The organism is Candidatus Symbiopectobacterium sp. NZEC135 (assembly GCF_025962695.1).
The window spans coordinates 1-25,472 of sequence record NZ_JAGFPF010000062.1 but is presented as its reverse complement, the minus strand read 5'-3'; the positions used below and the strand labels follow the sequence as shown (position 1 = coordinate 25,472).

General features: G+C 48.8%; 24 protein-coding genes and 3 pseudogenes. 14 read left to right on the top strand and 13 right to left on the bottom strand.

Translation table 11 applies throughout. The features are described from left to right. Positions 1 to 100: 100 nt before the first annotated feature. From arsC to J5224_RS20330, 7 genes are all read right to left on the bottom strand, one after another. Positions 101 to 526 (bottom strand): glutaredoxin-dependent arsenate reductase, encoded by a 426-nt coding sequence (arsC, locus tag J5224_RS20360; RefSeq protein WP_264627081.1) that lies wholly within the window; start codon positions 524 to 526, stop codon positions 101 to 103. 12 nt (positions 527 to 538) lie between these two features. Further along, positions 539 to 1,828, bottom strand: coding sequence for an arsenite efflux transporter membrane subunit ArsB (gene arsB, locus J5224_RS20355; protein ID WP_264627080.1), 1,290 nt, complete (start codon positions 1,826 to 1,828; stop codon positions 539 to 541). A gap of 47 nt (positions 1,829 to 1,875) precedes the next feature. Beyond that, positions 1,876 to 3,627 (bottom strand): arsenite efflux transporter ATPase subunit ArsA, encoded by a 1,752-nt coding sequence (arsA, locus tag J5224_RS20350; RefSeq protein WP_264627079.1) that lies wholly within the window; start codon positions 3,625 to 3,627, stop codon positions 1,876 to 1,878. A gap of 17 nt (positions 3,628 to 3,644) precedes the next feature. Continuing rightward, positions 3,645 to 4,007, bottom strand: a complete 363-nt coding sequence (arsD, locus tag J5224_RS20345; RefSeq protein WP_264627078.1) for an arsenite efflux transporter metallochaperone ArsD — start codon at positions 4,005 to 4,007, stop codon at positions 3,645 to 3,647. A 47-nt stretch (positions 4,008 to 4,054) separates the two neighbouring features. Then, complete coding sequence (arsR, locus tag J5224_RS20340) at positions 4,055 to 4,405, bottom strand: As(III)-sensing metalloregulatory transcriptional repressor ArsR (RefSeq protein ID WP_264627077.1); 351 nt, start codon at positions 4,403 to 4,405, stop codon at positions 4,055 to 4,057. A gap of 430 nt (positions 4,406 to 4,835) precedes the next feature. Beyond that, positions 4,836 to 5,651 carry a hypothetical protein gene (locus J5224_RS20335; RefSeq protein WP_264627076.1) on the bottom strand — a complete coding sequence of 272 codons (816 nt, stop codon included), beginning with the start codon at positions 5,649 to 5,651 and terminating at the stop codon, positions 4,836 to 4,838. 151 nt (positions 5,652 to 5,802) lie between these two features. Further along, a complete protein-coding gene (locus tag J5224_RS20330; protein ID WP_264627075.1) occupies positions 5,803 to 6,171 on the bottom strand; it encodes a hypothetical protein in 369 nt (122 codons plus the stop codon). Positions 6,172 to 6,825: 654 nt separating this feature from the next. On the opposite strand from J5224_RS20330, the gene J5224_RS20325 reads away from it, so the two are divergent. The 4 genes from J5224_RS20325 to J5224_RS20310 are packed head-to-tail and all read left to right on the top strand — an operon-like array spanning position 6,826 to position 11,266. Beyond that, positions 6,826 to 8,379 (top strand): L-lactate permease, encoded by a 1,554-nt coding sequence (locus J5224_RS20325; RefSeq protein ID WP_264627074.1) that lies wholly within the window; start codon positions 6,826 to 6,828, stop codon positions 8,377 to 8,379. Between the two features lie 41 nt (positions 8,380 to 8,420). Continuing rightward, positions 8,421 to 9,140: a (Fe-S)-binding protein gene (locus J5224_RS20320; RefSeq protein WP_264627073.1), complete on the top strand. Its 720-nt coding sequence runs from the start codon at positions 8,421 to 8,423 to the stop codon at positions 9,138 to 9,140. Between the two features lie 9 nt (positions 9,141 to 9,149). Continuing rightward, complete coding sequence (locus tag J5224_RS20315) at positions 9,150 to 10,571, top strand: LutB/LldF family L-lactate oxidation iron-sulfur protein (protein ID WP_264627072.1); 1,422 nt, start codon at positions 9,150 to 9,152, stop codon at positions 10,569 to 10,571. Continuing rightward, a complete protein-coding gene (locus J5224_RS20310; protein WP_264627071.1) occupies positions 10,571 to 11,266 on the top strand; it encodes a LutC/YkgG family protein in 696 nt (231 codons plus the stop codon). The genes J5224_RS20315 and J5224_RS20310 overlap by 1 nt, the downstream gene beginning before the upstream one ends. 196 nt (positions 11,267 to 11,462) lie before the next feature. Here J5224_RS20310 and J5224_RS20305 read toward each other — a convergent pair whose 3' ends face one another. The 4 genes from J5224_RS20305 to J5224_RS20290 form a co-directional block, all read right to left on the bottom strand. Further along, positions 11,463 to 12,575, bottom strand: coding sequence for an anion transporter (locus J5224_RS20305; protein WP_264627070.1), 1,113 nt, complete (start codon positions 12,573 to 12,575; stop codon positions 11,463 to 11,465). Between the two features lie 56 nt (positions 12,576 to 12,631). Next, entirely contained in the window at positions 12,632 to 13,285 is a 654-nt protein-coding gene (locus J5224_RS20300; RefSeq protein WP_264627069.1) for a CPBP family intramembrane glutamic endopeptidase, read from the bottom strand. Between the two features lie 205 nt (positions 13,286 to 13,490). After that, on the bottom strand, positions 13,491 to 14,048 hold the full coding sequence (locus tag J5224_RS20295; protein ID WP_264627083.1) for a histidine phosphatase family protein: 558 nt from the start codon (positions 14,046 to 14,048) through the stop codon (positions 13,491 to 13,493). Positions 14,049 to 14,440: 392 nt separating this feature from the next. Continuing rightward, complete coding sequence (locus J5224_RS20290) at positions 14,441 to 15,343, bottom strand: LysR family transcriptional regulator (RefSeq protein ID WP_264627068.1); 903 nt, start codon at positions 15,341 to 15,343, stop codon at positions 14,441 to 14,443. Positions 15,344 to 15,480: 137 nt separating this feature from the next. Between J5224_RS20290 and J5224_RS20285 the strand changes: the two genes are divergently transcribed. From J5224_RS20285 to J5224_RS20275, 3 genes are all read left to right on the top strand, one after another. Then, entirely contained in the window at positions 15,481 to 16,227 is a 747-nt protein-coding gene (locus tag J5224_RS20285; RefSeq protein WP_264627067.1) for an SDR family oxidoreductase, read from the top strand. A 79-nt stretch (positions 16,228 to 16,306) separates the two neighbouring features. Continuing rightward, positions 16,307 to 16,651 carry a glutathione S-transferase family protein gene (locus tag J5224_RS20280; RefSeq protein WP_264627066.1) on the top strand — a complete coding sequence of 115 codons (345 nt, stop codon included), beginning with the start codon at positions 16,307 to 16,309 and terminating at the stop codon, positions 16,649 to 16,651. 24 nt (positions 16,652 to 16,675) lie between these two features. After that, on the top strand, positions 16,676 to 16,981 hold the full coding sequence (locus tag J5224_RS20275) for a glutathione S-transferase domain-containing protein (RefSeq protein ID WP_264627082.1): 306 nt from the start codon (positions 16,676 to 16,678) through the stop codon (positions 16,979 to 16,981). Between the two features lie 126 nt (positions 16,982 to 17,107). On the opposite strand, the gene J5224_RS20270 is transcribed toward J5224_RS20275, so the two are convergent. After that, positions 17,108 to 17,677: a hypothetical protein gene (locus J5224_RS20270; RefSeq protein ID WP_264627065.1), complete on the bottom strand. Its 570-nt coding sequence runs from the start codon at positions 17,675 to 17,677 to the stop codon at positions 17,108 to 17,110. 360 nt (positions 17,678 to 18,037) lie between these two features. Here J5224_RS20270 and J5224_RS20265 point away from each other — a divergent pair. The 5 genes and pseudogenes from J5224_RS20265 to J5224_RS20245 form a co-directional block, all read left to right on the top strand. Further along, positions 18,038 to 18,253: pseudogene (locus J5224_RS20265) on the top strand (ISNCY family transposase); the annotation flags it as partial. A gap of 88 nt (positions 18,254 to 18,341) precedes the next feature. Continuing rightward, a pseudogene (locus J5224_RS20260) lies at positions 18,342 to 19,194 on the top strand (IS3 family transposase); the annotation flags it as partial. A gap of 785 nt (positions 19,195 to 19,979) precedes the next feature. Then, a complete protein-coding gene (locus J5224_RS20255) occupies positions 19,980 to 20,696 on the top strand; it encodes a DUF6875 domain-containing protein (protein WP_264627063.1) in 717 nt (238 codons plus the stop codon). 92 nt (positions 20,697 to 20,788) lie between these two features. Then, a complete protein-coding gene (locus tag J5224_RS20250) occupies positions 20,789 to 21,982 on the top strand; it encodes an MFS transporter (RefSeq protein ID WP_264627062.1) in 1,194 nt (397 codons plus the stop codon). Beyond that, the gene (locus J5224_RS20245) at positions 21,982 to 22,392 is read left to right on the top strand and encodes a hypothetical protein (protein ID WP_264627061.1); all 411 of its coding nucleotides are present in this window, start codon (positions 21,982 to 21,984) and stop codon (positions 22,390 to 22,392) included. The genes J5224_RS20250 and J5224_RS20245 overlap by 1 nt, the downstream gene beginning before the upstream one ends. A gap of 212 nt (positions 22,393 to 22,604) precedes the next feature. On the opposite strand, the pseudogene J5224_RS20240 reads toward J5224_RS20245, so the two are convergent. After that, positions 22,605 to 23,712 (bottom strand): annotated as a pseudogene (locus J5224_RS20240) (IS3 family transposase). 209 nt (positions 23,713 to 23,921) lie between these two features. On the opposite strand from J5224_RS20240, the gene accD reads away from it, so the two are divergent. Continuing rightward, entirely contained in the window at positions 23,922 to 24,836 is a 915-nt protein-coding gene (gene accD / locus J5224_RS20235; RefSeq protein ID WP_264627060.1) for an acetyl-CoA carboxylase, carboxyltransferase subunit beta, read from the top strand. Positions 24,837 to 25,080: 244 nt separating this feature from the next. Continuing rightward, positions 25,081 to 25,269: a hypothetical protein gene (locus J5224_RS20230; protein WP_264627084.1), complete on the top strand. Its 189-nt coding sequence runs from the start codon at positions 25,081 to 25,083 to the stop codon at positions 25,267 to 25,269. Positions 25,270 to 25,472 lie beyond the last annotated feature (203 nt).

Here is a 25,472-nt window from a genome sequence, read left to right as displayed (position 1 = left end):
CCACCTGCAAAAATAAGTGGACACCTAAATTACAGAACCTGATGCAGTAAACCAGACGGTGCTGACTGGACGCTTACGGAGGCTCGCGCCCCCTTAATCTTTATTTAATTTTTTTCCCTGAACCATCAACAACTTGCTCGCCATCTTCCTTTGCGAAAGCACCTTTCTGGGCATCGGGAAGGATATCCAGTACTACTTCGGAAGGGCGGCAAAGACGCGTGCCCAACGGAGTCACCACAATCGGGCGGTTAATCAGGATCGGATGCAGCAGCATAAAATCTATGAACTGATCGTCAGTAAATTTATCTTCTGCCAGTCCCAGTTCTTCATAGGGCCCGACATTTTTACGTAGCAGTGCCCGTACTGTGATCCCCATATCTGCAATGAGTTTAATCAGTTCTTCGCGTGACGGTGGATTTTCAAGGTAATGAATAACGGTCGGTTCAGTACCACTGTTGCGGATCATCTCCAGCGTATTACGTGATGTGCCGCAGGCCGGGTTGTGATAAATAGTGATGTTGCTCATTTCAGTTTCTCATTACAAAGTGAAAGAGAGACGTAGCGCCAGCGCGGCCAGCGTTACAAACAGTACTGGCAGAGTCATGATAATTCCGGTGCGGAAATAATAGCCCCAGGTGATCGTCATATTCTTCTGTGAAAGGACATGCAGCCAGAGTAGTGTTGCCAGGCTACCAATAGGTGTAATTTTCGGGCCTAAGTCGCAGCCAATCACATTGGCATAAATCATCGCCTCTTTGATAACGCCGGTTGCGATACTACCATCAATAGAGAGCGCACCAACCAGCACGGTAGGCATGTTGTTCATGATGGAGGAGAGGAAAGCTGTCAGGAAGCCAGTACCTAACGTCGCGGCCCAAAGCCCTTTGTCCGCCAGCACGTTCAGCACACCTGTAAGGTATTCGGTTAGCCCGGCGTTGCGCAGACCGTAGACCACCAGATACATCCCCAATGAGAAGATGACGATCTGCCAGGGGGCGCCATGCAGCACTTTGCCGGTGTTAATGGCATGGCCTCGTTTCGCCACGATAAACAGTATTACCGCCCCAACTGCAGCAATTGCACTGACGGGGATCCCGAGCGGCTCGAGCACGAAGAAACCAACCAGCAGAAGAATCAAAACTACCCAACCGGAGCGGAACGTAGCCAGATCTTTTATTGCTTTTGCTGGTGTATTTAGGAGAGCCAGATCGTAAGCCGGAGGGATGTCTTTTCGGAAGAACAGATGCAGCATAACCAACGTGGCAGCAATGGCTGCGATATCAACCGGCACCATCACCGACGCATATTCTGTGAACCCCAGACCGAAGAAGTCCGCTGAAACAATATTCACCAGGTTCGACACGATAAGCGGCAGGCTGGCAGTGTCGGCAATAAACCCGGCAGCCATAACGAATGCAAGTGTCGTGCCTTTGCTGAACCCTAATGCTAGCAGCATGGCGATGACTATCGGCGTCAGAATAAGAGCTGCACCATCGTTGGCAAACAGTGCCGCCACCGCTGCGCCGAGCAGGACGATATAGGTAAAGAGCAAACGACCACGACCATTACCCCACCGTGAAACGTGTAGCGCTGCCCATTCGAAAAAACCCGATTCATCAAGCAGAAGGCTAATAATAATCACGGCTATAAAGGTCGCTGTCGCGTTCCAGACGATATTCCAAACCACCGGGATATCACCTAAATGTACAACGCCAGAAATCAAAGCCAGTACTGCGCCCAGCGTTGCACTCCAGCCGATTCCTAAGCCCTTCGGCTGCCAGATAACCAAAACAAGGGTCAGGACAAAAATAGCGCCTGCCACTAACATAAAACCTCCTGACAGGGCGATGTTGCCGCCCTGTATATGTCAAAAGATTAACTCGTCAACCCTCTGAGTTTTTCAATACCGACGGGCTCGGAAGCCAGTACCGGAACGAGCGCAACACGGTCAGCGTACTGATTATTAACAGCTTCAATCTGAGGCAATTCCTGCCGGGCGCGCTGGCAAAGCAAGGGGGAACGCGTATCCGCAATAGAGAGGCTGTTATTGATAATCCAGCCCCACGGATGAATCCCTGCCCTTTCAAGGTCAAACTGCAAATTTGCCGCCTCCAGTACAGGAGTGGTTTCAGGAAGCGTAACCAGTAGCACTTTGGTTCGAGTCGGGTTCTGAAGCTGCATCATTGGGGTAGAAAAATGTCCTTTGTCTCCCATTTTTTTTGCAATTTCGCGGTGATAGGCCCCTGTTGCGTCCAATAGCAACAGCGTGTGCCCCGTGGGAGCCGTATCCATCACCACAAATCGCTTACCTGCTTCGCGGATCACGCGGGAAAATGCCTGGAACACGGCAATTTCTTCAGTACAAGGAGAGCGTAAATCCTCTTCCAATAGCCGTTTCCCTGCTTCGTCCAGACCTTTTCCCTTCGTCTCAAGGACATGCTGGCGATAACGTTCGGTTTCATCGTGTGGATTAATCCTGCTGACCTGCAGGTTATTCAGACTACCGTTCAGCGTCGTACTGAGGTGTGCGGCAGGGTCAGAGGTGGTGAGGTGGACATCAAATCCCATATCCGCCAGCCTGACAGCGATGGCTGCAGCCATCGTGGTTTTACCTACCCCTCCTTTGCCCATCAGCATAATCAGACCGTGCTCACTGTGGGCGATATCATCGACCAAGCCAGAGAGCGATAAATTTTCAGGCATGTACAGGGCGTTCGCTTTAGGGCGAGGTGATCTCTCAGAACAGGTGTCTAGCAGTCTCTTCAAAGCAGACACACCTACCATATTTACTGGCTGCAGTAATAAGGTATCTGTCGGTAGCTCAGATAAACCGGCGGGAAGATTTACCAGTGCCTCCTGCTCCCTTTGCCATATCGCAGCAGCCAGGGCGTCATGTTCCGCTTCAACTGCAGGCAGAACACCATTAATAACCAGATATTGGTTTTTCAGGCCAATCGCAGCCAGTTCTTCATGGGTGCGGCTGACTTCCTGCAACGTTGATTTTTGCAATCTTGCAACCAGAACCAGGCGGGTACGTTCAGGATCGGATAATGCCTCTACCGCATGAGCATACTGCTCACGCTGCTTTTCAAGCCCGGCCATTGGGCCAAGACAGGAAGCACCGTCCGGGTTGCTCTCAATGAAACTACTCCAGGCTCCGGGAAGCTGGAGAAGGCGGATTGTATGACCGGTTGGCGCTGTATCAAAAATAATGTGTTCAAAGCGGGTCAGCAGAGAAGTGTCAGTCAATAAGCCTGTGAACTCGTCGAATGCCGCAATCTCAGTCGTGCATGCTCCTGAAAGCTGTTCGCTGATACTGTTAACAACGTCATCAGGTAGAAGACCTTTGATAGGGTCAACGATTCTGGCACGGTATTGCTGAGCTGCTTCTTGTGGATCGATCTCCAGCGCCGAAAGGCCAGGGACCGCAGCCACAAGCTGGATAGTGTTACCGATAGTCTGATCGAATACCTGGCCGACATTGGATGCGGGATCGGTACTCACCAACAAAACCCGCTTACCCTGTTCAGCAAGGCGGATGGCCGTCGCACAGGAAATGGACGTTTTTCCTACGCCTCCCTTACCGGTAAAAAACAGGTAAGACGGGATATTCTGTAAGAATTTCATATGTCCTCCTTACATACTCAGCAACAGGGAGTATTCCCACCACAGCAATTAGTGGGAGCTAACCCTACCTTCTCCAACGGAATACCGAACCAACGAGCCAGCTCAGCGCGTATTGGGTATCTCCCCGCCATCACCGTTTCACCGTCCAGCAGCAACAGAGGAAGCCCTTCTGCGCCAGATGCTTCGAGGAATGCTTTCACTTTCTCGTTCTGAACAAAGCTCATGGGCTGCTGCGCCAGGTTGTAACGTTCAACCTGTACGCCACGTCCTTTCAGCCACTGCACATCAGCAGAGAAATTAACCAGAACCTGATCAACATCTGAACCACATACGCCGGTACTGCAGCACATTGCCGGGTCAAACACTGTTAACGTTTTCATTCTGAATACCTCACATTCGAAAAATCATATGTATTAAGGCAAATTTTTTAGATACAAACAGCCCTACCGTTGCCAGAGCAGTTGGCTAATGCCAGCTTACGGGCGATGGCCTGTACGTCGTCCTGTTGGCTTAGCCGGGCCTGCTCAATTACCTGGGCAGCCCAGGAAGGGGTATGCGGGGATAAGCGATAATGAACCCATTTCCCTTGCTTGCGATCCAGCAATAATCCACTTTCCCGAAGCATCGCCAGATGACGGGAGATCTTAGGCTGGGACTGTTCCAGCGCCGTGCAAAGATCGCACACGCACAGCTCGCCCATTTCACTGAGCAGTAGAACGATACCCAAACGAGTTTCATCGGACAGGTTTTTGAAAAGCTGCAGGGCTGTCAGAGACATGATTCCTCCTCCTCATTTAGGCATAGGGTACTCTCTGGCGTAATAAAATCAAGAACACATACGATAATTCGAATGTGTTGATGTTTCAGTTATAGATAATATGACCCGGTTATTGTGGAGATAGCCGATCAGGAAATGGACCTTGTACGAACCCGTGAGCCTAAAAGCTAACCAACAATACTCGCCACGTGAATTGTAACTTGGGAACAAAAGGTATCTTCTACGTCCGCTCCTCGCTCATTGTTGACGGAGCGATATATAACGGCAACTTCGTGCCAATAACCGACATTGCTAACATACTGGTTTATTAATCACTGGGGGCAGGGCAGCAGCGCTGAAACGATTATTTGTCAGACGGCTACAGCATGGGCATGTTTTTGACAAAGAAACCGACGGCATCAATAGGGTCGGTTTCTTTGTCGGGATGTGCTTATTCCCGTGTCAATTCAAAAGCGCTCTTATCACCATCAATGTCGATAGTCATACGCATTTTATCATCAGGCAATAGACGGATTTGCGTCGGGATTTGTGATTTGTGGAATGGGTGATCAAACAGTTTAGGCTTTTCGGAATAGGCATAGCTGTTGAAATTCAATTCATCGCCGACCCAGTGCACATTATTAAACAGGTAACGCCAATTATCATCCGCCGCTTGGAACAGCGTGAATCGACCTTGTTTATCCTTAACAATCTCTAACTGAGTCGCTTTTTTCAACTGCCATTTGCCAACGAATTTCTCGAGATCCTTATGCTCAGGGATTGCCGGAGCCGCAATAAAATCGCCTGGCTTAAAGGCTGTCTTTGGACTTTTGTCCCTTGGTTTATACATTTCACACAAGGGCGCGACTTGCGCCACTTTCAGATAGGAAAAGGTCAGGCTTTCATTCTCAACACCAATAGGCTGTTTCAGTTTCATCGCCCGCCCAACGATACCAAGAATCTTCAGTAGGGTGGTATTGCCGGACGATGTCAGACGAATAGTCTGGCTGTTTTTTTCAACCGTATAGTGAGATTGCTCAACCCCCATTTTTACCTGTGGGTTTTCACAGTTAAATGAATGCAGCAGCACCTGGTCATCGGCGCGGAACTCCACAACATTAGCGATCCCATTTTTTAATGGCAGCATCGCCCAGATTCCAATAAGCGCCTTTTTATCAACTGCAGTAGGCGAGGCAGGCTGAGCAGTGGGGCGGACACAGCCACTGAGTAGGGTCACAAGCAATACAACAATCACGTGTTTAAACATGTTACATCCTGTAAGGGGACAGCGAAGAAGGTCAATATAAACCCGTTTGTGGAACGAGATAACAACGTTTTTGACGGTAGCCTGGCTTGAAATTCATTATGATTTTCATATCGTTTTCCTAAAACTAAGGTAAAAAACAGCCCATAAGGCGTTACAGTGCAGTGCCGGGATACAGATTAGGATCCGGGTGGTAGTTGGGGTCTTCGAATCTGGCGTTACTGAATCGCTTTCCCGCCGTTGATCCATTGGATTTGTAAGTCACGTCAGGATTGGGCGTGAGGTGCCATGCGGTGCCATTTTTGTCACGTTCGATGAAAGACGCGTCCCAGGTACAAAGGTCGCCTGAGCCTTCGTTCAGCATAAACTGGTAATAGCGTCCTGCTTTTGGGGTGAACTTGATGGTGATGAAGCAAGAGAGCGTTCGCGGGCCTTCCCACATCATCGACACCTCGGTTTCTAAATCAGGCCGGACGCGTGTTTCGTAGTAATCGAAGGTCAAATCTTGCCCGGCTTTAGGCATGCCCATGTCCTGCGTGTTAATGAAGGGCAAGGGACCTGACCGGATGACGCCCCCAGTGCGGACGCCCTTTTCATACTGATAGATACCCGCATGTTGTGTGTAGTTAACGATCCGAACCCACGCGGGATTTGGCTCATTAACCGGTGCAGTAAAGTAATTCGTATGAGGGATAAACTGGCAACCCGCTAACAAGGGGAGAGCCAGTAAGCAGAGAGAAGGGTGTGATGACATGGCGAGCATCCTTTGCAAGGTATCTTGTGTTCTTTCTGAAAACAAAAACACCCTACGCTAAGCACAAATTCGTCATATGGGACAATTCCCTAATTTTCAAGCTTGTTCAATGCGGGGGGCTCAGCCGGCCCTGAGCTTAAGTCCTTTGCCCGGGCACCATGGGCGCTTACAGAATAAATCATCGCCACATCGCCATAGCCGCGTAAGCTGAAAAAATAACGTGGGTTCAGAGCATACCCTGCTAATTAAATAACTTTTATAAGTAATTTGAAATTAATAACACTGCTATTGGTAGGGTATTTGTTGCGTATGACCCGATTCAGTTAAAACTTTTTAATAACCGCTTAACGTATAAGGTTACTCACCGTCACACTATCGCTATGTTTACTCTGGTTTTTACGATCAGAATGTAAGGGCACGTTTATGCACGATTATTTTCCTTTCTTCCTGGGAATTTTTCCACTGCTTGTCATGATTGTTCTTATTCTCAAAATAAAAACACCGATTCACTATGCTGTGTTGATTACGTTGGCATTAACCTTAATTATCACCTACCTGTTCTGGAATACCTCGGTAAGAACCTTGGGGTTAGCTATTACCTATGGCGCGCTTAAAGGATTATGGCCGATTATCATCGTTATTCTGGGCGCGATTTATAGCTATAACCTGATGCAAAAAACGCGCAGCATGGACGTGTTGCGCGATGTTCTCGCCGGAATCAGCGATGATAAACGCATACAGGTGTTATTAATTTCATGGTGTTTTGGCGGGTTCCTCGAAGCTGCTGCGGGGTATGGCACCGCCGTGGCGATCCCCATCGGTATCCTCATCGCGCTCGGGTTTAACCCGATGAAAGCAGCCGTCGCCTCGCTGGTTGCCAACACGGTTCCCACCGCGTTTGGCGCGGTCGGTATTCCTGTTTCTATTCTGGCCGAGCAGGTTCACCTCCCCGTCACCACGCTGAGCGCCACCGTGGTTGCTCAACTGGCGCTGTTCAACATTCTGCTACCGTTCGTCATCATTTCGATCATCGGTGGTGGTATAAAAGCGATTCGCGGTGTGTTTGGCATTACGCTGGTGTGCGGCGTCACCACACTCGTGCCACAGTATTTGGTGGCGATTTACCTCGGGGCCGAACTGCCTGCGTTCGCAGGGAGTCTGACCAGCCTAATTGCCGTCACGCTGATGGCGAAAGCGCGTAAGAAAGCAACGGAGCCGGAGTATCGCATCAGCAGCGATCACCAAACGTCCGTCGCGAGTTACTCCGCCAGCCAACTGCTGCGCGCCTGCGCGATATACCTTCTGATTTTTGTCTTTATTCTGCTGTGTTCGCCGCTGTTCCCCGCCATTAAAAGTGCCGTATCTCAAGTGGCTTCTGTTATTCCGTTCTATCTGACGGAAACGCAGGTGCTGAAACTGAAAATCGACTGGATAGCCACCCCCGGCGTATTGATTATCATCGCCACCCTGTTGGGCGGTTTTATTCAAGGCGCGAATCTGCCTACGATGCTGAGTGTCTTCTTCGGTACGGTGAAGCAGCTTAAAAACTCCATTATCGCGATTACGGCTATTGTCGCGATGGCGACCGTCATGGATGTCAGCGGGCTTATCGCTACGCTTGCTCAAACAATGGTGGATGTTACTGGCGGTGGCTACCTGTTCATCGCGCCTGTCATTGGTGCATTAGGCACTTTCGTGACCGGCAGCGATACCAATTCCAACGTGTTGTTCGGTAAATTACAAACAATGGCAGCGGAAAAGCTGCATGTTGATCCCGTCTGGTTAGCGGCGGCAAATACCGCAGGGGCGACTGGCGGCAAGATGATATCGCCGCAAAGTATCGCCATTGCTGTGTCGGCAACCCGCATGGAAGGTCAAGGCAGCGCGATCATGTCCGGCACGTTGAAATACTGCGGGGTCTATATCGTCATTCTTGGGCTTAAGGTTGGCCTGGTCTACTACTTATTCCTAGCCTGAAATACCAAAAAATTAACTATATTAAAATTGGGAGTATTGTCGTGAATGTTAATTTCTTTGTTACCTGTATTGGTGACGCTCTGAAATCGCGTATGGCGCGCGACTCCGTGCTGCTACTAGAGCAGCTCGGATGCCGCGTACACTTTCCTGAAAAACAGTCGTGTTGTGGACAGCCAGCCATCAACGGCGGTTATGTCAACAGCGCCATCCCTGGCATGAAAAGCGTGATCGCTGCGCTGGAAGAGAATGATGATCCCATCATTTCTCCTGCGGGCTCCTGCATGAACGCGATTCGGCACTACCCTGAGTATCTGGCGGGCGAACCGGAATGGGTGCAGCGCGCTGAGCGCATCGCTGCCCGAATGAACGATCTGACGTCATTCATCGTCAACACCCTCGGCGTCACGGACGTGGGGGCAAGGCTATCCGGTACGGCGGTCTACCATCCATCTTGTAGCCTGTTCCGCAAGCTCGGTGTGCGTGAAGAACCTCTCACGCTGCTCGACCATGTGAGAGATCTGCAATTGCTACCCTTCAAGGCAGAAGAGACTTGCTGCGGCTTTGGCGGCACGTTCTCGGTGAAAATGGCGGAAATTTCCGGCGAAATGGTGAAAGAAAAAGTCCACCATATCATGGACGCTAAACCTGACTACCTGATTGGTGCCGATGTGAGTTGCCTGCTCAACATTGGCGGTCGGATGCAGCGTGAAGGCCACCCTGTCAAGGTGATGCATATTGCCGAAGTCCTGATGAGCCGTTAAGGAGCAGATATGAGCCTGAAAACCAGCGACACTACATTTAAGGATCGTATCCATACCCAGATTAACGATTCCATTATGCGCAAAGCCGTGGCTAACGCGCAGGAGCGCATTGGCGCAAATCGCCAGAAAATGGTGGACGAACTGGGGAACTGGGAAGATTGGCGTGGGCATGCGGCGCAGATCCGTGAACATGTCCTCGACAATCTCGACGCCTATCTCTACCAGCTTTCTGAAAAAGTGACCGCCAACGGCGGGCATGTCTATTTTGCCAAAACGAAAGAGGACGCCACCCGCTACATCCTTAAGGTCGCACAGGGCAAAAACGCGAAGAAAGTGGTGAAAGCAAAATCGATGGTGACCGAAGAGATTGGCATGAACCATGTCCTGCAAAATGCAGGTATTGAGGTCATCGAAACCGATCTGGGTGAATACATTTTACAATTGGATCAGGATCCCCCCTCGCATGTCGTCGTGCCCGCCATTCACAAAGATCGTTACCAAATCCGCAAGGTGCTGCATGAAAAACTCGGCTATGACGGCCCAGAAACGCCAGAGGCAATGACGCTGTTCATTCGTAAGAAGATCCGTCAGGACTTTCTCAGTGCGGAAGTCGGTGTCACCGGTTGTAACTTCGCGGTAGCAGAAACTGGCTCGGTGTGTTTGGTGACGAACGAAGGCAATGCCCGGATGTGTACCACCCTGCCGAAAACGCACATCGCGGTGATGGGCATGGAGCGTATCGCACCAACGTTTGAAGAGGTAGACGTGCTGATCACCATGCTGGCACGCAGTGCGGTCGGCGCGCGTTTAACAGGTTATAACACATGGCTCACCGGGCCACGGGAAGCCGGACACATCGATGGCCCACAGGAGTTCCATCTGGTGATCGTCGATAATGGCCGTTCACAGATCCTCGGTTCCGCGTTCCGCGACATCCTACGCTGTATTCGCTGCGGTGCCTGCATCAATACCTGTCCGGCCTATCGTCACATAGGCGGGCATGGCTACGGCTCCATTTATCCTGGCCCTATCGGTGCAGTGATCTCCCCGCTGCTGGGCGGTTACCGTGACTTCAAGGAACTGCCCTACGCCTGTTCGTTATGCACGGCGTGTGACACCGTATGCCCGGTACAGATCCCGTTATCGTCACTCATCCTCCGACACCGCCGCGTGATGGCAGAAAATGGCATCACACCGAAGACCGAGCAACGGGTGACGAAAATGTTCACTTACGTCAATAGCCACCCGACACTGTGGAAAGTTGGGATGATTGCCGGTGCGCGTGCCGCAGGCTGGTTTATCAAAAATGGCAAAATGCCGATCGAAATTGGTGCGATCGGCGAGTGGACCGAAGCGCGCGACCTGCCGGATGCAGACGGTGAAAGTTTCCGTAGCTGGTTTAAAAAGCATCAGGCTGAAGGGAGAAAATAATGGAAAATAGAGACAGTTTTCTGGCTGAGATCGCTCGCCAACTTGGACGTGAGGTGCGTCATACCGCAACGCCGCGCCCGGAACCTGAGCATAACTATGCCCAAACCCGCCTGACGGAATTGACGGCGCAGCAGCGTTGTGATGCGTTTGTCGATGTCGCCGTCAATGTCATGCTGGCACACTGTGAAATCGCCAGCGAGGCCGATGCTCCACAGGCAGCCCTGCGCTTGTGCGATCGCTATGGCCACATGCCGGTGGTAGTCAGCGGCGATGATCGACTGGCTAATCTGGGTATTACCGCATGCTTACAGCGTGAATGTCAGGCAACAGTGTGGGATCCCAGTGTCGGAGAAGAGAACTTGCGGCTGGCGGAACAGGCCAAAGTAGGCGTGGTTCATGCAGAATATGGGTTAACCGAATCGGGCGGCGTGGTGTTGTTCTCCGCACCAGAGCGTGGTCGCAGCCTGAGCCTGTTGCCGGAGTCGTCCATTTTTGTAGTACGCAAGAGTACGCTGTTGCCGCGCGTTGCCCAATTAGCACAGCACTTGCATCACATGGCGCAGCGCGGCGAGCGCATGCCTTCGTGCATCAACATTATCGGTGGCCCCAGTTCCACGGCAGACATCGAATTGATCAAAGTGGTCGGCGTCCACGGTCCGGTGAATGCCGCGTATCTTATTATTGAGGATTGCTGATAATCTCGTTGAGCGTCGATAACGGGTAGAACGCGTTAAGCGTCTATGCCGTTATCGCTTGTCGTGCTTCACTGGCCCAAGGCACATCACTCATCGCTGCCGTGCTCGTGCTCCCATTACCATTATTTTATGGATTTTGGCCCGTGTTCATTCAGAACATCGACGTTTCTGCAAATAAGTAAACAGTAGGGGCAATCTACGATCCGAAAAAGTACAGGCCGTAGCCCACCACTGCTGCCCAGAGTAGCAAGGGCAAAGAGTAGAAATGAAAGCGCCACCAGATACGGCGATCGTTGGCCATACGCAGTGCGATCACATTTGCCAGCGAGCCTGGCAACAGACCGAACCCTCCCACGTTTACGGCCCAGGCAAGCAGAGTGTCTGGCGGAACGTAGTTCAGCAGCAAAATGGTAGCAGGTACGTTACTGATAAATTGCGATAAACCAATGGCCGTCACCCACAATCCTGCTGGTGAGAGATGTTGGGTGCTACTGAGCACGTTGTGAAGCGCGGGTAGCTGTATCAGTAAGTGAACGTCAATAAACATCGCCATAAACACTAGCAGTAAAGTCCAGTCAACCGTCAGGACCACCCGGCGCTCAAGTAATAAAAAGCCGGCTGCCACCAGTGCCAGTCCCCACAGTTCCTGTTTGAATTCCAGTGCGACGATAAAGATCAGATAAAAGCCTAGACAGCACCAGAGAAGCCGAGGTTGCCAGCTAGAAACTTTCTCAATACCATTATAACTAAGTGTTTTGTTGGGGAAACAGAACCAACACAACGCCAGTAGTGTGGCCATCATTGTTAGCCCTAACGGCATCATCTGCCAAATGAAGGCCAGAAACGATATGTCTGAACGCCCCCACAGCAAAATGTTCTGTGGGTTGCCAATCGGGGTGAGTAGAGAACCGGCGTTAACGGCCAATGCTTCAAAAATGACCAGACGATTGATCGGTATCTGGCACAACTTCTTTATGGTGATCGTCAGCGGGACCACAATAAACAGCGCTACATCATTTGTCAGAAAGGTGGACAGTGTCGCTGCGGCCAGCACCATAAATATCGCCAGTCGGCGTTCATTGTGAAAGCGCTTCACCATACGGCGCCCGACTACATCAAAATAGCCACTGAGTTCCACGCCTTTTGTCAATAACATCAATCCACTCAGGGTGATGATAGTATGCCAGTCAATTGCACCAGGCCAGGTTGCAGGCGCGAAAGGCACAGCGAAACAAAGACCGATACCGATAACCAGTAAGAGATGTAAAAAACGGTCGCGCAGTAAGGCGCGGTAAAAAAGCATACTCATTCAGACCGCAACCCTTGTTGCAAAGTGAAAAACGAAAACACAAACCTTAACGTCAATCAGACTGTGGATGCATACCAGAACAGTAAAACGGTTGAATTGGTTAGCATATGCGTCAATATTGGCATCAACAGCCCTTTGCTGGTCAGGCGTGCGTAACACAGCAGTAATGATATCGCGATTAACTCAGTCAGCGTTACTGTGGATGTGTACTGTGTATGCACCGCAGCAAAGATCAATGACACGAGAAGACAACAAGCCAGCCGATTATTAGGCAACCACGTGAGAAGCCCTTGCAGCAAAAAACCTCGGAAAACGATCTCTTCAATGATGGGACTGAAAAGGATCATCGCCAGCACAACACTTAGCCATCCTTGTTTTGAAAAATCAGCCATCTGCTGTACCCAGCGCTCTTCACTTTCCATCATCATGCTTGTCAGCATCAAAATGAGCAGCAGAAAAAAGGCGAGTCTAAGCATCAAATGAGAGGAAAAAAGCCCGAGAGGGAGTAATCCATACCGTTTCGTATACCTAAACCAGAATGGCACAATGATAATAAAAGCCAGAAATGAAAAAAAAGCTAACGAATAGGCAGGATTAATAGATACACCGCGATATAACCAGACCCCGGTAAAAATTGAAATGCTGTACCAGAGTACGGGCAACCCGAAGCACCAAAGGGATTGTTCCAGACGATCTGTATGATGTGACATATCTTCCCTGAGTTAATGTAACTCTCTCATCGTGAGTAAAATCTAATGTCCATGGTAACGAATATCACCTTCCTTCAACGCGCGCAAGGCGTCGATTACTATGGTGTCATTGAGGAGGGACATGACCATTAACCCTCCTGTTCGTTAGAAAAAGACAATTAAGGTATCTGGTTGGATAGATGGGTTATGTATCTGAGAGGCTGTGTTAAAGGAACTCATAAACGCCTGCCTTCCAGTATCCTTTTCCTGCTCGGGTACGCTTTTTCCAGCCCAATGATATCAATTCATTAGCGATAAGACGGTTCATAATCCCGTGCCCTATCAGCAGCACGGGCCCGGTGTTCTCTCTGGCATGTTCTACCAGCATACCTGTAGCTTGACGGGCGCGCCTTTTTGCCATCGCTAAAGATTCAGCCTTTTGCGACATACCGCAAAGCCACATCAGACGGAAAAGAATAACCCAACTGAAGGGAGATAACTTAACGACAGGGATCAGATATACAGGCAGCTCTGCTTCCCTGAATACGTTATCGATTATCTTAGGCTCTACATCGAGATTGCGTGCAGAAGAAATTGCTCTGGGAAGGGGGCTGCTGAAAACCATTAATGCCCTGTGAGCCTGCACCCGACTGGCTTCAGGTGGTTGATCGCTACTGATACAAGAAAGATCGTATTGCTGAATCCAACGGGCCATTTCGTGAGTAGCTACTTTTCGGGCGCCAGTAAAGCTGGGTTTACCGTGGCGCATCAGAATAATTTCCATCACCTGGCTCGTCCTTTTATTAACGTCTAGTCAGAAGGTGCAACTTCATCGTTTGCAGCCATTTTACCGTAGGCGGCGTGGGTAACAACTCTTCTTCGGTATTTGCATGTCTGCTTTTTGCTTATAGATGCACCAATGAACTTCTGGGTGGGCCGCTTTGTGCCAAGGAGCGGTCAGTATCATTAATGATGTCTATGCTGAGTGAGAGACGTTCGTTTCTTTTTGGCGAGATAGCAATATCTTGTCAGAAAAGGTTTTACTCCGACTTCAGGTATCTCAGCTCAGGATCGACAATGTCATCGGCCATTACCATGTTCATCGCCGCGCACGGTGGCACCGCCTAAGATTGACTAAATTTTACTGATGGTTCAGATATGCTCGTTATCTCAGGCTTATTTCATTGAGTTGTAAACTTTGAAGGCGGGATTTTTTTCAAAAATTTCAGCAACAAAATCCATGAACACAATCGCCCGTTTTGGTAAAAGTCGATTAGCAACATAAACGGCCTGAATGGGAACGGGCGGTGCGGTGTAATCCTTCAGCAGTAATTGTAAGTTGCCATTTGCCAATCCCTCCTCGAACAGCCATTCTGGGCCCTGTGCGATCCCAACCCCTGCATTGACAAAGTTCTGCACTGCTTCGGGTGAATTGACCCTGAGCCGACCAGAAACAGGAACATTGATATCCTGAAATCTCCAGGTAGCTCCTGTTGTTAGCAAGGTATAGATCAAACAATCATGTTTTTTTAAATCCTCTGGGGTATTAGGGGTTCCGTGTTTAGCTAAGTACTTGTTACTGGCAACACAGACTCGCTCATACATGCCAAGTCTGCGGGCACGCATAGCACTGTCCTCCAGGTGCCCAATGCGGATTGCCAGCTCAGCCCCTTCATCAATGAGATTGATATAGCGGTCATTAATCTGTAGGTCGAGTGTTAGCTCAGGGTAGCGTTCTAAAAAATCGGGGATGTGCGGGACTAAGAATGTGTGAGCCAATGCTGTAGGGCAGGCAACGCGTAATAGCCCTGTGGGTGTAACATTTTCTCTGAAAGAAGCCTCTGACTCTTCGACGGCTTCCAGAATACGCCTTGCTTCCAGATAATAACGTTCTCCTTCAGGAGTCAGGGAAAGCTTGCGGGTTGATCGGTGAAGTAATCTGGTCTGCAAATGCTCTTCGAGGGTTGCAACATGACGACTCACGTTCGGTTGCCCTAAGCCTAAATCCCTACCGGCTGCGGAAAAACTGCCTGTTTCAGCGGTACGGACAAAGCATGTCATCAAAAGTAATCTATCCATCTTGAAACCAACCTATGCTTTTAATGCATGAAAGATATTTAAAAATGCAATCTTATCACTATCTGGGCATGAGCATACAGTGGCTATCAAATCGGCCATTCGCCGATCCGTTGTTAAAACTAACAGGAGATTTTTACATGTCCAGATTACACGGTAAACGCGCACTGATTACGGGTGGAACAAGTGGTATTGGGCTTCAAACAGCGAAGCTGTTTGTTGCAGAAGGTGCACGCGTAATTGTTACTGGTGTTAACCCTGATTCTATCGAAAAAGCGAAAGCAGAACTGGGTAATGATGTGTTAGTCGTGAGCGCCGACTCCGCTGATGTGAACGCACAGAAAGCTCTGGCTCAAACGGTTAAGGAACACTTTGGTCAACTGGATATCGCTTTCCTGAATGCGGGTATATCCATGTATATGCCCATCGAGGTATGGACAGAAGAGATGTTCGACCGTATTTATGATATCAACGTTAAAGGTCCTTACTTCCTAATGCAGGCGCTGTTGCCAGTGTTCGCAAGCTCTGCATCAGTGGTCTTTAATACATCTGTAAATGCTCACACGGGACCTGAGAACTCTTCCGTTTATGGCTCAACCAAAGCGGCATTGCTGAACATGTCGAAAACACTTTCTAACGAGTTACTTTCACGTGGAATTCGTATCAACGCAGTGAGCCCTGGCCCTGTTGATACACCGCTTTACGATAAGGCGGGGATCCCAGTGGAATATCATGATCAAGTGATGAAAGATATCGTCGCAACTATCCCAGCAGGTCGTTTTGGTAAGCCTCAGGAAGTCGCGCAAGCGGTACTTTACTTTGCATCTGATGAGTCTGCCTGGACCGTGGGTTCAGAAATCATCATCGACGGCGGCGTTTCAATCTAAGCCATCAAAATAAGATTTACAATTCATCAAGCCCGCCACCTTTTATAGCGGTGGGCTATCATTTTATCTGGCGTTCGAGATGTCTACCCATGACCTGACACCTATTAGCCACCCACTATGTCCCTTTGTACAGCGTTCAGCGATCGTTCTTTTCGAAAAAAATGTGCCATTTGAACGCATAAATGTAGACCTATCGGCGAAACCTGATTGGTTTCTTGCTCTGTCACCCACTGGCAAGGTGCCGCTACTTAAAGTGCGTCAGGCAAACGGTGAGGAGGCCATTATTTTCGAGAGCATGGTGATCTGCGAGTACCTTAATGAAACGCAAGACGGTGATTCGATGTATGCTGACGATGCATTCATAAGAGCCAGACAGCGATCATGGATCGAGTTTTCTACATCAATGCTTGGAAATGCATGGTAATTTTTAAATGCAACTGATCAGACCATTGCAGACAGCAAACGTGCGGTGTTCCGTGAGCAGCTTGAACGTATCGAATCTGAATTGAGTTCAGGGCCTTATTTCTCGGGTACCGAATTCAGTATGGTTGATGCGGTCTACGCGCCTATTTTTCGCTACTTCTCCATCATCGATGCATCAGTATCTGAGACGATTTTTGAGGGACTTCCATGTGTTTTCGCATGGAAAGCTGCACTTGCGAAAAGGGAAAGCGTAAAAGCAGGTGTATCATCAAATTATGCAGAACTTTTCCAAAATCATCTTCGTCAGCATTCTGCAATTCTCGCTGCTTGAAGGTATTTACTGGGAAACCATGACCTGCTCCCGGTTGTTATGACAAAAGCGAGGAGTCGGGGTTTTACGATAACCGCCTTAGCTAACCCCGGTAAAGTCAGGTCATTTCTGAAGCCGTTATTTTCCTCATACACAGGGCCCTGTGGCGCATCCGTACATCATGACCAGCGGAAACAAAGGTACTAAAGGGATCAAGGCGACGGTTCCAAGCGTGCTCAGCGTTTTGGTTTTATCATTGATTGATACCACCACGGGGTGCTCCAACTTGTAAGGGGCTGCCAGTTCTGGCGCGTACGATGAAGACCAAAATCCTGCCGCTTTAAACAAAACACCGAGGCGATCGTTATCAATCTGTACCGCCTGATACTCATTGACCAGCGCTGTATACTGCCCAGTATCCAGGTTGCGCTTATCAATCACCACCAAGTACTCTGCCGCTACTTCATGTTGTTCTACCATAAAGTTAACCCGCACTCCGGAGGCCTGTTGATGAAAGCGTTCATAAAATGTCTTATAACGTTGATATTCTTGCGGCACGCCGCTACGAAAAAAACGGTAACTGTATTTAGCTGAGCTGGCGATAATGCCGGACTCAATAGGTTTAACAGCCACAATGGTATCGGTAGGCGGCAAGTTTGGCGCACTTGCACACCCTGCCAGAATCATCACTACCAGCAGCGATAAATATTTCATCATGTCAACCATTCCTGTTCGCTATTTTCTGTGTGACATTCGGACAATTTCTTTAAGACGTAACTTACAAATATCCATCCCTGTTTATCATAACTTCCGAACCAGCTTCAATAACCACGTTTACATTCAATCTGGGCCTGACAAGTAATACGTATCATCACGCCGGGTAGGGGCTGGTGTATTACGAGTTATTCCACCCTTAATACGGTTTTTAGCGGTTTTACGTCTGATAATCATTTCATGGAGGCGCGTTGGTTTGCATCTCCTGAATTGCATCGTTAAAAAAGATAATAACGGTATCTGATTGGATAGATGCCCAGTATGGGTTAACAAGCACAGCGCGTTAGGGGCTATCCGAGAACTGCATACCGGGTGCCACAACATGAGGAAGAACTGATGACCATAGCGCAGCGACTCGAGCAGAAGGGGATTGAGAAAGGCATGGAGTTAGGAAAGCGCAGTGAATGCCTGGCTATACTGAAAATTGTTAGCACCAGGCGGCAGAATGGCATGGATGATGCGGCTGTAATGAAAATGACAGGGCTGACAGCAGAGGAGTTGGCGCAACTGCATCAGTAATCGCTTATCAACTCTTTGTAGTGGCACACTGAATTTGGCTACTTGAACAGAGGTGATATGCCCACCTTAGAACAACACAGGTGTCTTAATGAAAAAAAGAAATTTCAGCGCAGAATTCAAACGTGAATCCGCTCAGTTGGTTATTGATCAGAACTACGCCGTGGCTGATGCAGCCAGTGCTATGGATGTCGGCCCTTCGACGATGACTCGATGGGTAAAGCAGTTGCGTGATGAGCGACAGGGAAAAGCGCCAAAAGCCTCTCCTGTCACTCCTGGACAAATTGAAATACGTGTGCTCAGAAAAAAAAAGGCACAAAATATTGAAATTGAAAGAAAAATATTAAAAATGCTACCGCGCTCTTGATGTCAGACCCCCTGAACAGTTCTCGATAATCAGGAAACTCAGAGCGTATTATCCAGTGATCACACTCTGCCTCGTGTTCGGGGGTCATCGTAGCAGCTACAAATACTGGAAAAAATGCCCTGAAAAGCCATACGGCAGGCGGGCTGTATTACGCAGCCAGGTTCTGGAACTGTATAACATCAGTCATGGCTCTGCCGGTGCAAGAAGTATTGCAACTATGGCAACGCTGAGAGGCTTGCGGATGGGGCAGTGGCTTGCCGGCAGGCTCATGAAAGAGCTGGGGCTGGTTAGTTGTCAGCAACCTGCTCATCGGTATAAGTGTGGTGGCCATGAACACATAGCTATCCCAAATCATCTTGAGCGACAGTTCGCAGTGACAGAGCCTTGAGGCGACGTGGCGTATATCTGGACAGGTAAAGGCTGGGCATAGCTCGCCGTTGTTCTCGACTTGTTCGCTAGGAAGCCGGTGGGCTGGCAATGTCGTTCTCTCTGGACAGCAGACTGACCATCAAAGCGCTGGAAATGGCGTGGGAAACCTGCCAGGGTGATGTTCCACAGCGAGCAGGATAGCCACTACAAGGCACTTCGTCCACCACACTGGAATATTAAATGGACAGGCACATGTGCCTGGATGGGCAGCAATAGAATCATCAATAATTCTTTGTTTGACTTTTCTGTCATTCAACTCGCACGCTGCAGCCAATGATAAGTGAGAAAATATCAAGCTGTACAGGCCCAGTAGAAAGATAGACAGAAATTTGGCTGCTTTCATATTTAAACTTCATTTGCTTTATAAAGGGTATACGTATTTCCTTACCGGTTTTACTATTGTTCTGATTTGCAGATCACTCAAGAATTTTATTGATTAAAAAATACTTCTGAGGAATGATTGAGTAATTAACTATTAATTGAAAGGATAATAGCGGGGGAATGAATGCGCGTTGGTCATTATTTTTTATTTCTCATGTGAGGGTGACTTTTGGATAAGCAGGGCTGAGCATGTGCTTTATGGCGGCATATAGGTTGAAGATGTGTTTTTTTATGTTATCCGGTTTAAAGTTCGTCTTACAATTACCACTGTAAAGGTTGACCTCTGATTAGTTGATAGAGTTCAACAACCTACTTGATAAGGGAATTCGTTAATTCGAGATGTGCTTGACGTGTATGTATTATGTGAAACATATCATTTTATTCAGTCAACTAACGGTTATTGTAATGCATGGTTGGTTTTTGTTCAAATACAATAACTCGATAATGTTGGAAAAAAATGCTGTGAAAACATCTCTCATCGATTACTTTATTCGTAATACATGTGATTAGTAGCAGGTGATTTTTTTATATGATGCCTTGGAGAGTTGCTTCATGTATACAAGTATTCATAAAACCAGTGAATTGAATTTTGAAGAAGTTCCACTTTGTTTTTTTGAAACCTTCCAATGGATTAAAAACTCAGTGATGGGGAAATTCAAGGAAGAGGATCGAACGGTGTGCCCAGTTGCACAACATTCTCACCGTTCAGACGCAATGTTTATTGGTTCATTAGATGCCTCTCATCATGACAGGGATTGTTTTATTCACCAGATTCGGGGGCTTATCGGCCTATTTGAACGGCTTAAAGATACCTCCAATCAAAATCCCGCTTTATTGTCATTGGTGATGATTATAATGGGGCTTGGCGAGGACCAATATCGCCACTGGATCGATGATGTACACACGCTGCTTAAACCTGAATTTATGCAAGCTATGCAAATGCTCGGAGAATTCCATGCAGACAGCACTGTTGAGAGTGCGCGTGTGCCAAAAGCGTTTCCCCTGCGCAGTCCCTATCCCCTCTTTGTGGTTCGGGCTATGCACGAACATGATCACCTCTTTATCGATCGCTCGGGTAGCGTCCAGAAGCGCCTTCTTGAGCTCGAATGTTACCGCGACTGCATGATTAATAGCCGAACTCTGCGCGAGGTAGGCCACGTTCAGGCCCGGATTTTTGAGCTTCGAGGACAACTTGATGTTGCCGATAATCTTAAGCCCCCCGATCGATCCCAGCTAGGGATTCAACAAGATCCAAAAACCATTAAGTAGAAATATGAAAAAAAAGTCATAACACGGCATTTAACACCGCTACTTTTTTCATAGGTCTATTGCCCGAAAAAAAAGCGTAAACGGGGTTTTCAATGAACTCACAATCTTACGGATATTTGGCTGCCCTGTTAGTTTCACTTCTGGGAAGTTCGCTATCTATGCTGGCGCTCCCTTGGTTTTTGCTAGAGGTAACCGGTGATGTGAAATACACCGCAGTGATCTTGGGTGTTCGATTGCTTCCCGTTTCGCTAAGCCTGTTCTACGGTGTAAAGTATATTGATAGGTATAGTAAAAAGACCATATGTGTTCTATCTGATCTGATCTCTGCCCTCCTGGTGTTCGCCATACCAGCACTTTATTCCGTGAGTATACTTAATGTCGGTATTCTGGTGTTGTTGATTTGTGCTCTGACCGCTGTTGAACAAGTCAACCACGCGGGCCTGGGTGCAATGGTCCCTGATATCTTAAAAGAGACGTCCATCCCTAACGAACGGCTTAACGGTATTATCGGCAGTTTACACAATTTTGGAGATCTTGTCGGCCCCCCGCTGGCAGGCCTTATTATTGCCCTTGCGGGTAGCACCGTAGCACTCGTCCTGGATGGCATCACTTTTGTTGTTTCATCATGTATTTTATTTTTCTTTATTAAATGTATTCCAGTTGCGTCACTCAGGGACGATCAGGAATCTGCCTTAGATGGCTTAAAAGAGGCTTTTTCATTTATATTTCGCCATCCCCAAACCCGTTATGTAGTCATTCCCAGCGTTTTGGTGAACTTTCTTATTATTCCTTTACTCTCTCTCATCCTGCCTTATCTGGCGAAAACCAGCTTCAATAGTGCCATCGATTTGGGTTTTATGATTTCTGCTTTCGGTTGCGGTGCATTGTTATCTTCAATGATATTTACCACCGTCGGAGAGCGACTTTCAAAATCGTGGTTATTGATTGTTTGCACGCTGACGCTATCTTTTTGTTTTCTTCTCGCCATATTTGCTGGGAATGTCTATGTGGTCATGGTGCTTCTGTTTTTTGTTGGGCTTAGCGTGGGGTTAATGGGGCCTTTGGATGACACCATCTTGCAAACAAATGTACCTGAACACATTCGCGGGCGAGTTTTTCTGGTGTATTCCTCTTTGCGATTTGTGACTATTCCTTTGGCCATGGTGCTTTTCGGGTTTTTGCTTGATGCCACTTCGATAGCAAATACATTTGCTTTCATGGCCGCCTCTTTAGGTATTTCTCTGGTTTGGCTTTTAGCAAACCGCAAAGCTTGTGAGGCGGTCTAATGAAATGGCATCTTGAATTTTGTCCCATCAAGGATCCCTGTCACCAAAACCATCGCTTGCCATTGGCTCTGAGATCGGCACATCCCAAGCGGCAAAACCATTACCTCAACGGGCGATTGGCGATGCAACGCGCTTTGCATGTGTTTGGCAGGGCAACGTGGGTGACCTCGAAAGCGAATGGTTCTCCTGCAATGCCTGAAGGGTTTTCTGGTTCTATCAGTCACTCTGAACAGTTTGTTGCAGCGGTGGTGGCTCGTGAGCAGGCTGATCAATATCTAGGCGTAGATTGCGAAGAGTGGATTCTACCGGAGGTCGCTGAACAGGTAAAAGTGCGGGAGATGCGTTTTTACGATACTTGCGTCGAGGCAGGGATACCTGACCTTCGCGCTGCCAGAGGCGCACCCATTTGAAGAGCAAAATTGTACTGACGGACAAGCGCAGCAACGCTGTTGCCTTCGCTATTGGCTTTAATGGCCATTTTGACCAATTTCAGCTTCAGTTCAGGGGAATACTGCTTACGGGAACGTCATTGTTGGGTACTCACGGAGGTGTCCACCTGCAAAAATAAGTGGACACCTAAATTACAGAACCTGTGACCTGCCCCCAGTATTAGATACAACGATCAGTTAGTAATGTCGGTTTGTTTACCTTCTAATTTTCCATTTCTCCAGCTTGTTGCAAATTCAGCCGGCGTCTGGTAATTCAGCGATGAATGAGGTCTGGACTCGTTATAGTCCTGCCGCCAGTCATTAATGATTTTCCTGGCATGAAGAATATCGCTGAACCAGTGTTCATTCAGGCATTCATCCCGAAAGCGACCGTTGAAACTCTCAATAAATCCGTTCTGCGTTGGCTTACCTGGCTGGATAAGTCGCAACTCCACACCATGCTCAAAGGCCCATTGATCGAGGGCGCGGCAGGTAAATTCCGGGCCCTGATCGGTTCTTATTGTCGCCGTATAGCCACGAAAGAGCGCGATGCTGTCCAGAATACGTGTGACCTGAACGCCTGAAATACCGAAAGCAGCGGTGATCGTCAGACATTCCTTCGTGAAATCATCCACACAGGTCAGGCTCTTAATCCGACGGCCGCTGGCAAGTGCATCCATGACAAAATCCATCAACCATGTCAGGTTCGGCGCATCCGGGCGAAGAAGCGGAAGCCGCTCAGTCGCCAGACCTTTACGACGTCGTCTGCGCTTTACACTCAGGCTGTTAAGGTGGTAAATGCGGTATACCCGCTTGTGGTTGACGTGAAGGCCCTCCCGACGTAATAACTGCCAGATGCGCCGGTAACCAAAACGCCTTCGTTCGAGTGCCAGTTCTGTGATACGCCCTGATAAATGCGCATCAGCCGCCGGACGCTGAGCCTCGTAGCGGCAGGTCGACAGGGACAAACCTGTAAGCCTGCAGGCACGACGTTGCGACAGACCGGTCGCATTACACATAAACTCAACGGCTTCCCGCTTCTGGTCTGTCGTCAGTACTTTCGCCCCAGAGCCACCTGAAGTGCCTCCTTTCGGCAAGCTGCTTCTTGAGTCGGGCGTTCTCTTCCTCAAGCAACTTCAGGCGCTTAACCTCGGGCACTTCCATACCGCCATACTTCTTGCGCCACGTGTAAAAGGTGGCGTCGGAAATGGCGTGCCTGCGGCAAAGCTCACGGGCAGAAACCCCGGCTTCAGCCTCGCGGAGAATACTGATGATCTGTTCGTCGGAAAAACGCTTCTTCATGGGGGTGTCCCCATGTGGCTTATGAAGACATTACTAACATCGCGGTGTATTAATCAACGGGGAGTAGGTCAGAATGCCATTTTTCTTCCAATTTTTCTGTCTGTTATATTTTAAAGCGAAATATTTTATGGTGATTGAGCGTTAAGATAGCATTATATGCTATTTATGGTAAAAATAGCATCGACTAGGTTCAGAAAAAAAGGTGATCAATGAGCTGGATTGAACGAATTAAAAGCAACATAATTTCCACCCGCAAGGCGAGTATTCCGGAAGGGGTGTGGACCAAGTGCAGCAGCTGCGACCAAGTTCTGTACCGTGCAGAGCTGGAGCGCAACCTGTCGGTTTGCCCGAAGTGCGATCACCACATGCGTATTGCAGCACGCAGTCGCCTACATAAATTGCTGGACGAAGGAATTCTGGTGGAACTGGGAAGTGAACTTGGGCCGAAAGACGCGCTGAAGTTTCGTGATGCTAAGAAATACAAAGACCGACTGACCTCTGCGCAGAAAGAGACCGACGAAAAAGACGCGCTGGTCGTGATGAAAGGCATGCTGTTCGGCATGCCTGTGATCGCGGCGGCATTTGAGTTTTCTTTTATGGCTGGTTCAATGGGCTCTGTGGTCGGTGCACGGTTTGTTCGTGGCGTCGAGCAGGCGCTGGAAGATAACTGCCCGCTGGTGTGCTTTTCCGCATCCGGTGGCGCGCGCATGCAAGAAGCGCTGATGTCGCTGATGCAGATGGCGAAAACCTCTGCGGCGCTTGCGAAGATGCAGGAGCGGGGTCTGCCGTACATCTCCGTGCTGACTGAGCCGACCCTGGGTGGTGTGTCCGCAAGCTTTGGGATGCTTGGCGATATCAACATCGCCGAGCCGAAAGCGCTGATCGGCTTTGCCGGGCCTCGCGTTATTGAACAGACCGTGCGTGAGAAATTGCCGCCGGGTTTCCAGCGCAGTGAATTCCTGATTGAAAAAGGCGCGATCGACATGATTGTTCGCCGTCCAGAAATGCGCTTTAAGCTTGCTAGCATCCTGACGAAGCTGATGAATCTCCCGGCACCAAATCCAGATACACCGCGCGAAGGCGTTGTGGTACCTCCGGTACCGGATCAGGAACCAGATGTCTGATAATGCAATAACAGACTATGTCGTTGGATATTACAGTACGCTCACGTCGCACGAATATAATGGTGGGTTACCATCAAACGAATCGGAAAATTGATACTGGAAAAACTCTAAAGCGGTGGCCAGTTTTAGTTGACCGCTATAGTTGTGGTCAGAAGTCCGGTTAGTGTTCCTAGCACTGCCGGGCTTCGCTCTTGCAGTTGCAAAGCACCGCGTAATTGCGGTGTAATTACAACGATACCATGCTATGGAATTTGTAATTACAATGTCAAGTGAAAAATCAAAAACAGACCAGTACCAAATCCGGCTTTCTCACGAGTTTCGAGCACAACTGGAAGAACAAGCCCATAAGGATGGTGATAAGACATTGGCTACGTGGATAAAGCGCGTTTTGCGCAAGGAACTTCAGACACGCGGTATTGAGCCAAAAGGTTAAGTGGGTCTGGTTGGGGCCACCTGTATTGCATGGCCCCTTGCTAACCTTCTCGCGAAGAGAAGGGTAGAAACGGCTAACTCACTGCTTTACCCATTGACCCGGTGCATTTCATTTTCTTGATAGCTCCTCGCATAAATATACGGCGCAACGTACCCCTCACGGTTCACATCCAGATAATCCGACCACCACTGCATCATCGCAAT

Bases quoted from the DNA above. Each gene is read 5' to 3' on its own strand.
- J5224_RS20285 (WP_264627067.1), top strand. From the start codon at position 15,481: ATGTCCAGATTACACGGTAAACGCGCACTGATTACGGGTGGAACAAGT.
- J5224_RS20305 (WP_264627070.1), bottom strand. From the start codon at position 12,575: ATGAGTATGCTTTTTTACCGCGCCTTACTGCGCGACCGTTTTTTACAT.
- accD (WP_264627060.1), top strand. From the start codon at position 23,922: ATGAGCTGGATTGAACGAATTAAAAGCAACATAATTTCCACCCGCAAG.
- J5224_RS20280 (WP_264627066.1), top strand. From the start codon at position 16,307: ATGTCTACCCATGACCTGACACCTATTAGCCACCCACTATGTCCCTTT.
- J5224_RS20315 (WP_264627072.1), top strand. From the start codon at position 9,150: ATGAGCCTGAAAACCAGCGACACTACATTTAAGGATCGTATCCATACC.
- J5224_RS20300 (WP_264627069.1), bottom strand. From the start codon at position 13,285: ATGTCACATCATACAGATCGTCTGGAACAATCCCTTTGGTGCTTCGGG.
- arsC (WP_264627081.1), bottom strand. From the start codon at position 526: ATGAGCAACATCACTATTTATCACAACCCGGCCTGCGGCACATCACGT.
- J5224_RS20330 (WP_264627075.1), bottom strand. From the start codon at position 6,171: ATGCCTAAAGCCGGGCAAGATTTGACCTTCGATTACTACGAAACACGC.
- J5224_RS20335 (WP_264627076.1), bottom strand. From the start codon at position 5,651: ATGTTTAAACACGTGATTGTTGTATTGCTTGTGACCCTACTCAGTGGC.
- arsA (WP_264627079.1), bottom strand. From the start codon at position 3,627: ATGAAATTCTTACAGAATATCCCGTCTTACCTGTTTTTTACCGGTAAG.
- J5224_RS20295 (WP_264627083.1), bottom strand. From the start codon at position 14,048: ATGGAAATTATTCTGATGCGCCACGGTAAACCCAGCTTTACTGGCGCC.
- J5224_RS20270 (WP_264627065.1), bottom strand. From the start codon at position 17,677: ATGATGAAATATTTATCGCTGCTGGTAGTGATGATTCTGGCAGGGTGT.
- arsR (WP_264627077.1), bottom strand. From the start codon at position 4,405: ATGTCTCTGACAGCCCTGCAGCTTTTCAAAAACCTGTCCGATGAAACT.
- J5224_RS20325 (WP_264627074.1), top strand. From the start codon at position 6,826: ATGCACGATTATTTTCCTTTCTTCCTGGGAATTTTTCCACTGCTTGTC.
- J5224_RS20245 (WP_264627061.1), top strand. From the start codon at position 21,982: ATGAAATGGCATCTTGAATTTTGTCCCATCAAGGATCCCTGTCACCAA.
- arsD (WP_264627078.1), bottom strand. From the start codon at position 4,007: ATGAAAACGTTAACAGTGTTTGACCCGGCAATGTGCTGCAGTACCGGC.
- J5224_RS20310 (WP_264627071.1), top strand. From the start codon at position 10,571: ATGGAAAATAGAGACAGTTTTCTGGCTGAGATCGCTCGCCAACTTGGA.
- J5224_RS20230 (WP_264627084.1), top strand. From the start codon at position 25,081: ATGGAATTTGTAATTACAATGTCAAGTGAAAAATCAAAAACAGACCAG.
- J5224_RS20255 (WP_264627063.1), top strand. From the start codon at position 19,980: ATGTATACAAGTATTCATAAAACCAGTGAATTGAATTTTGAAGAAGTT.
- arsB (WP_264627080.1), bottom strand. From the start codon at position 1,828: ATGTTAGTGGCAGGCGCTATTTTTGTCCTGACCCTTGTTTTGGTTATC.
- J5224_RS20290 (WP_264627068.1), bottom strand. From the start codon at position 15,343: ATGGATAGATTACTTTTGATGACATGCTTTGTCCGTACCGCTGAAACA.
- J5224_RS20250 (WP_264627062.1), top strand. From the start codon at position 20,789: ATGAACTCACAATCTTACGGATATTTGGCTGCCCTGTTAGTTTCACTT.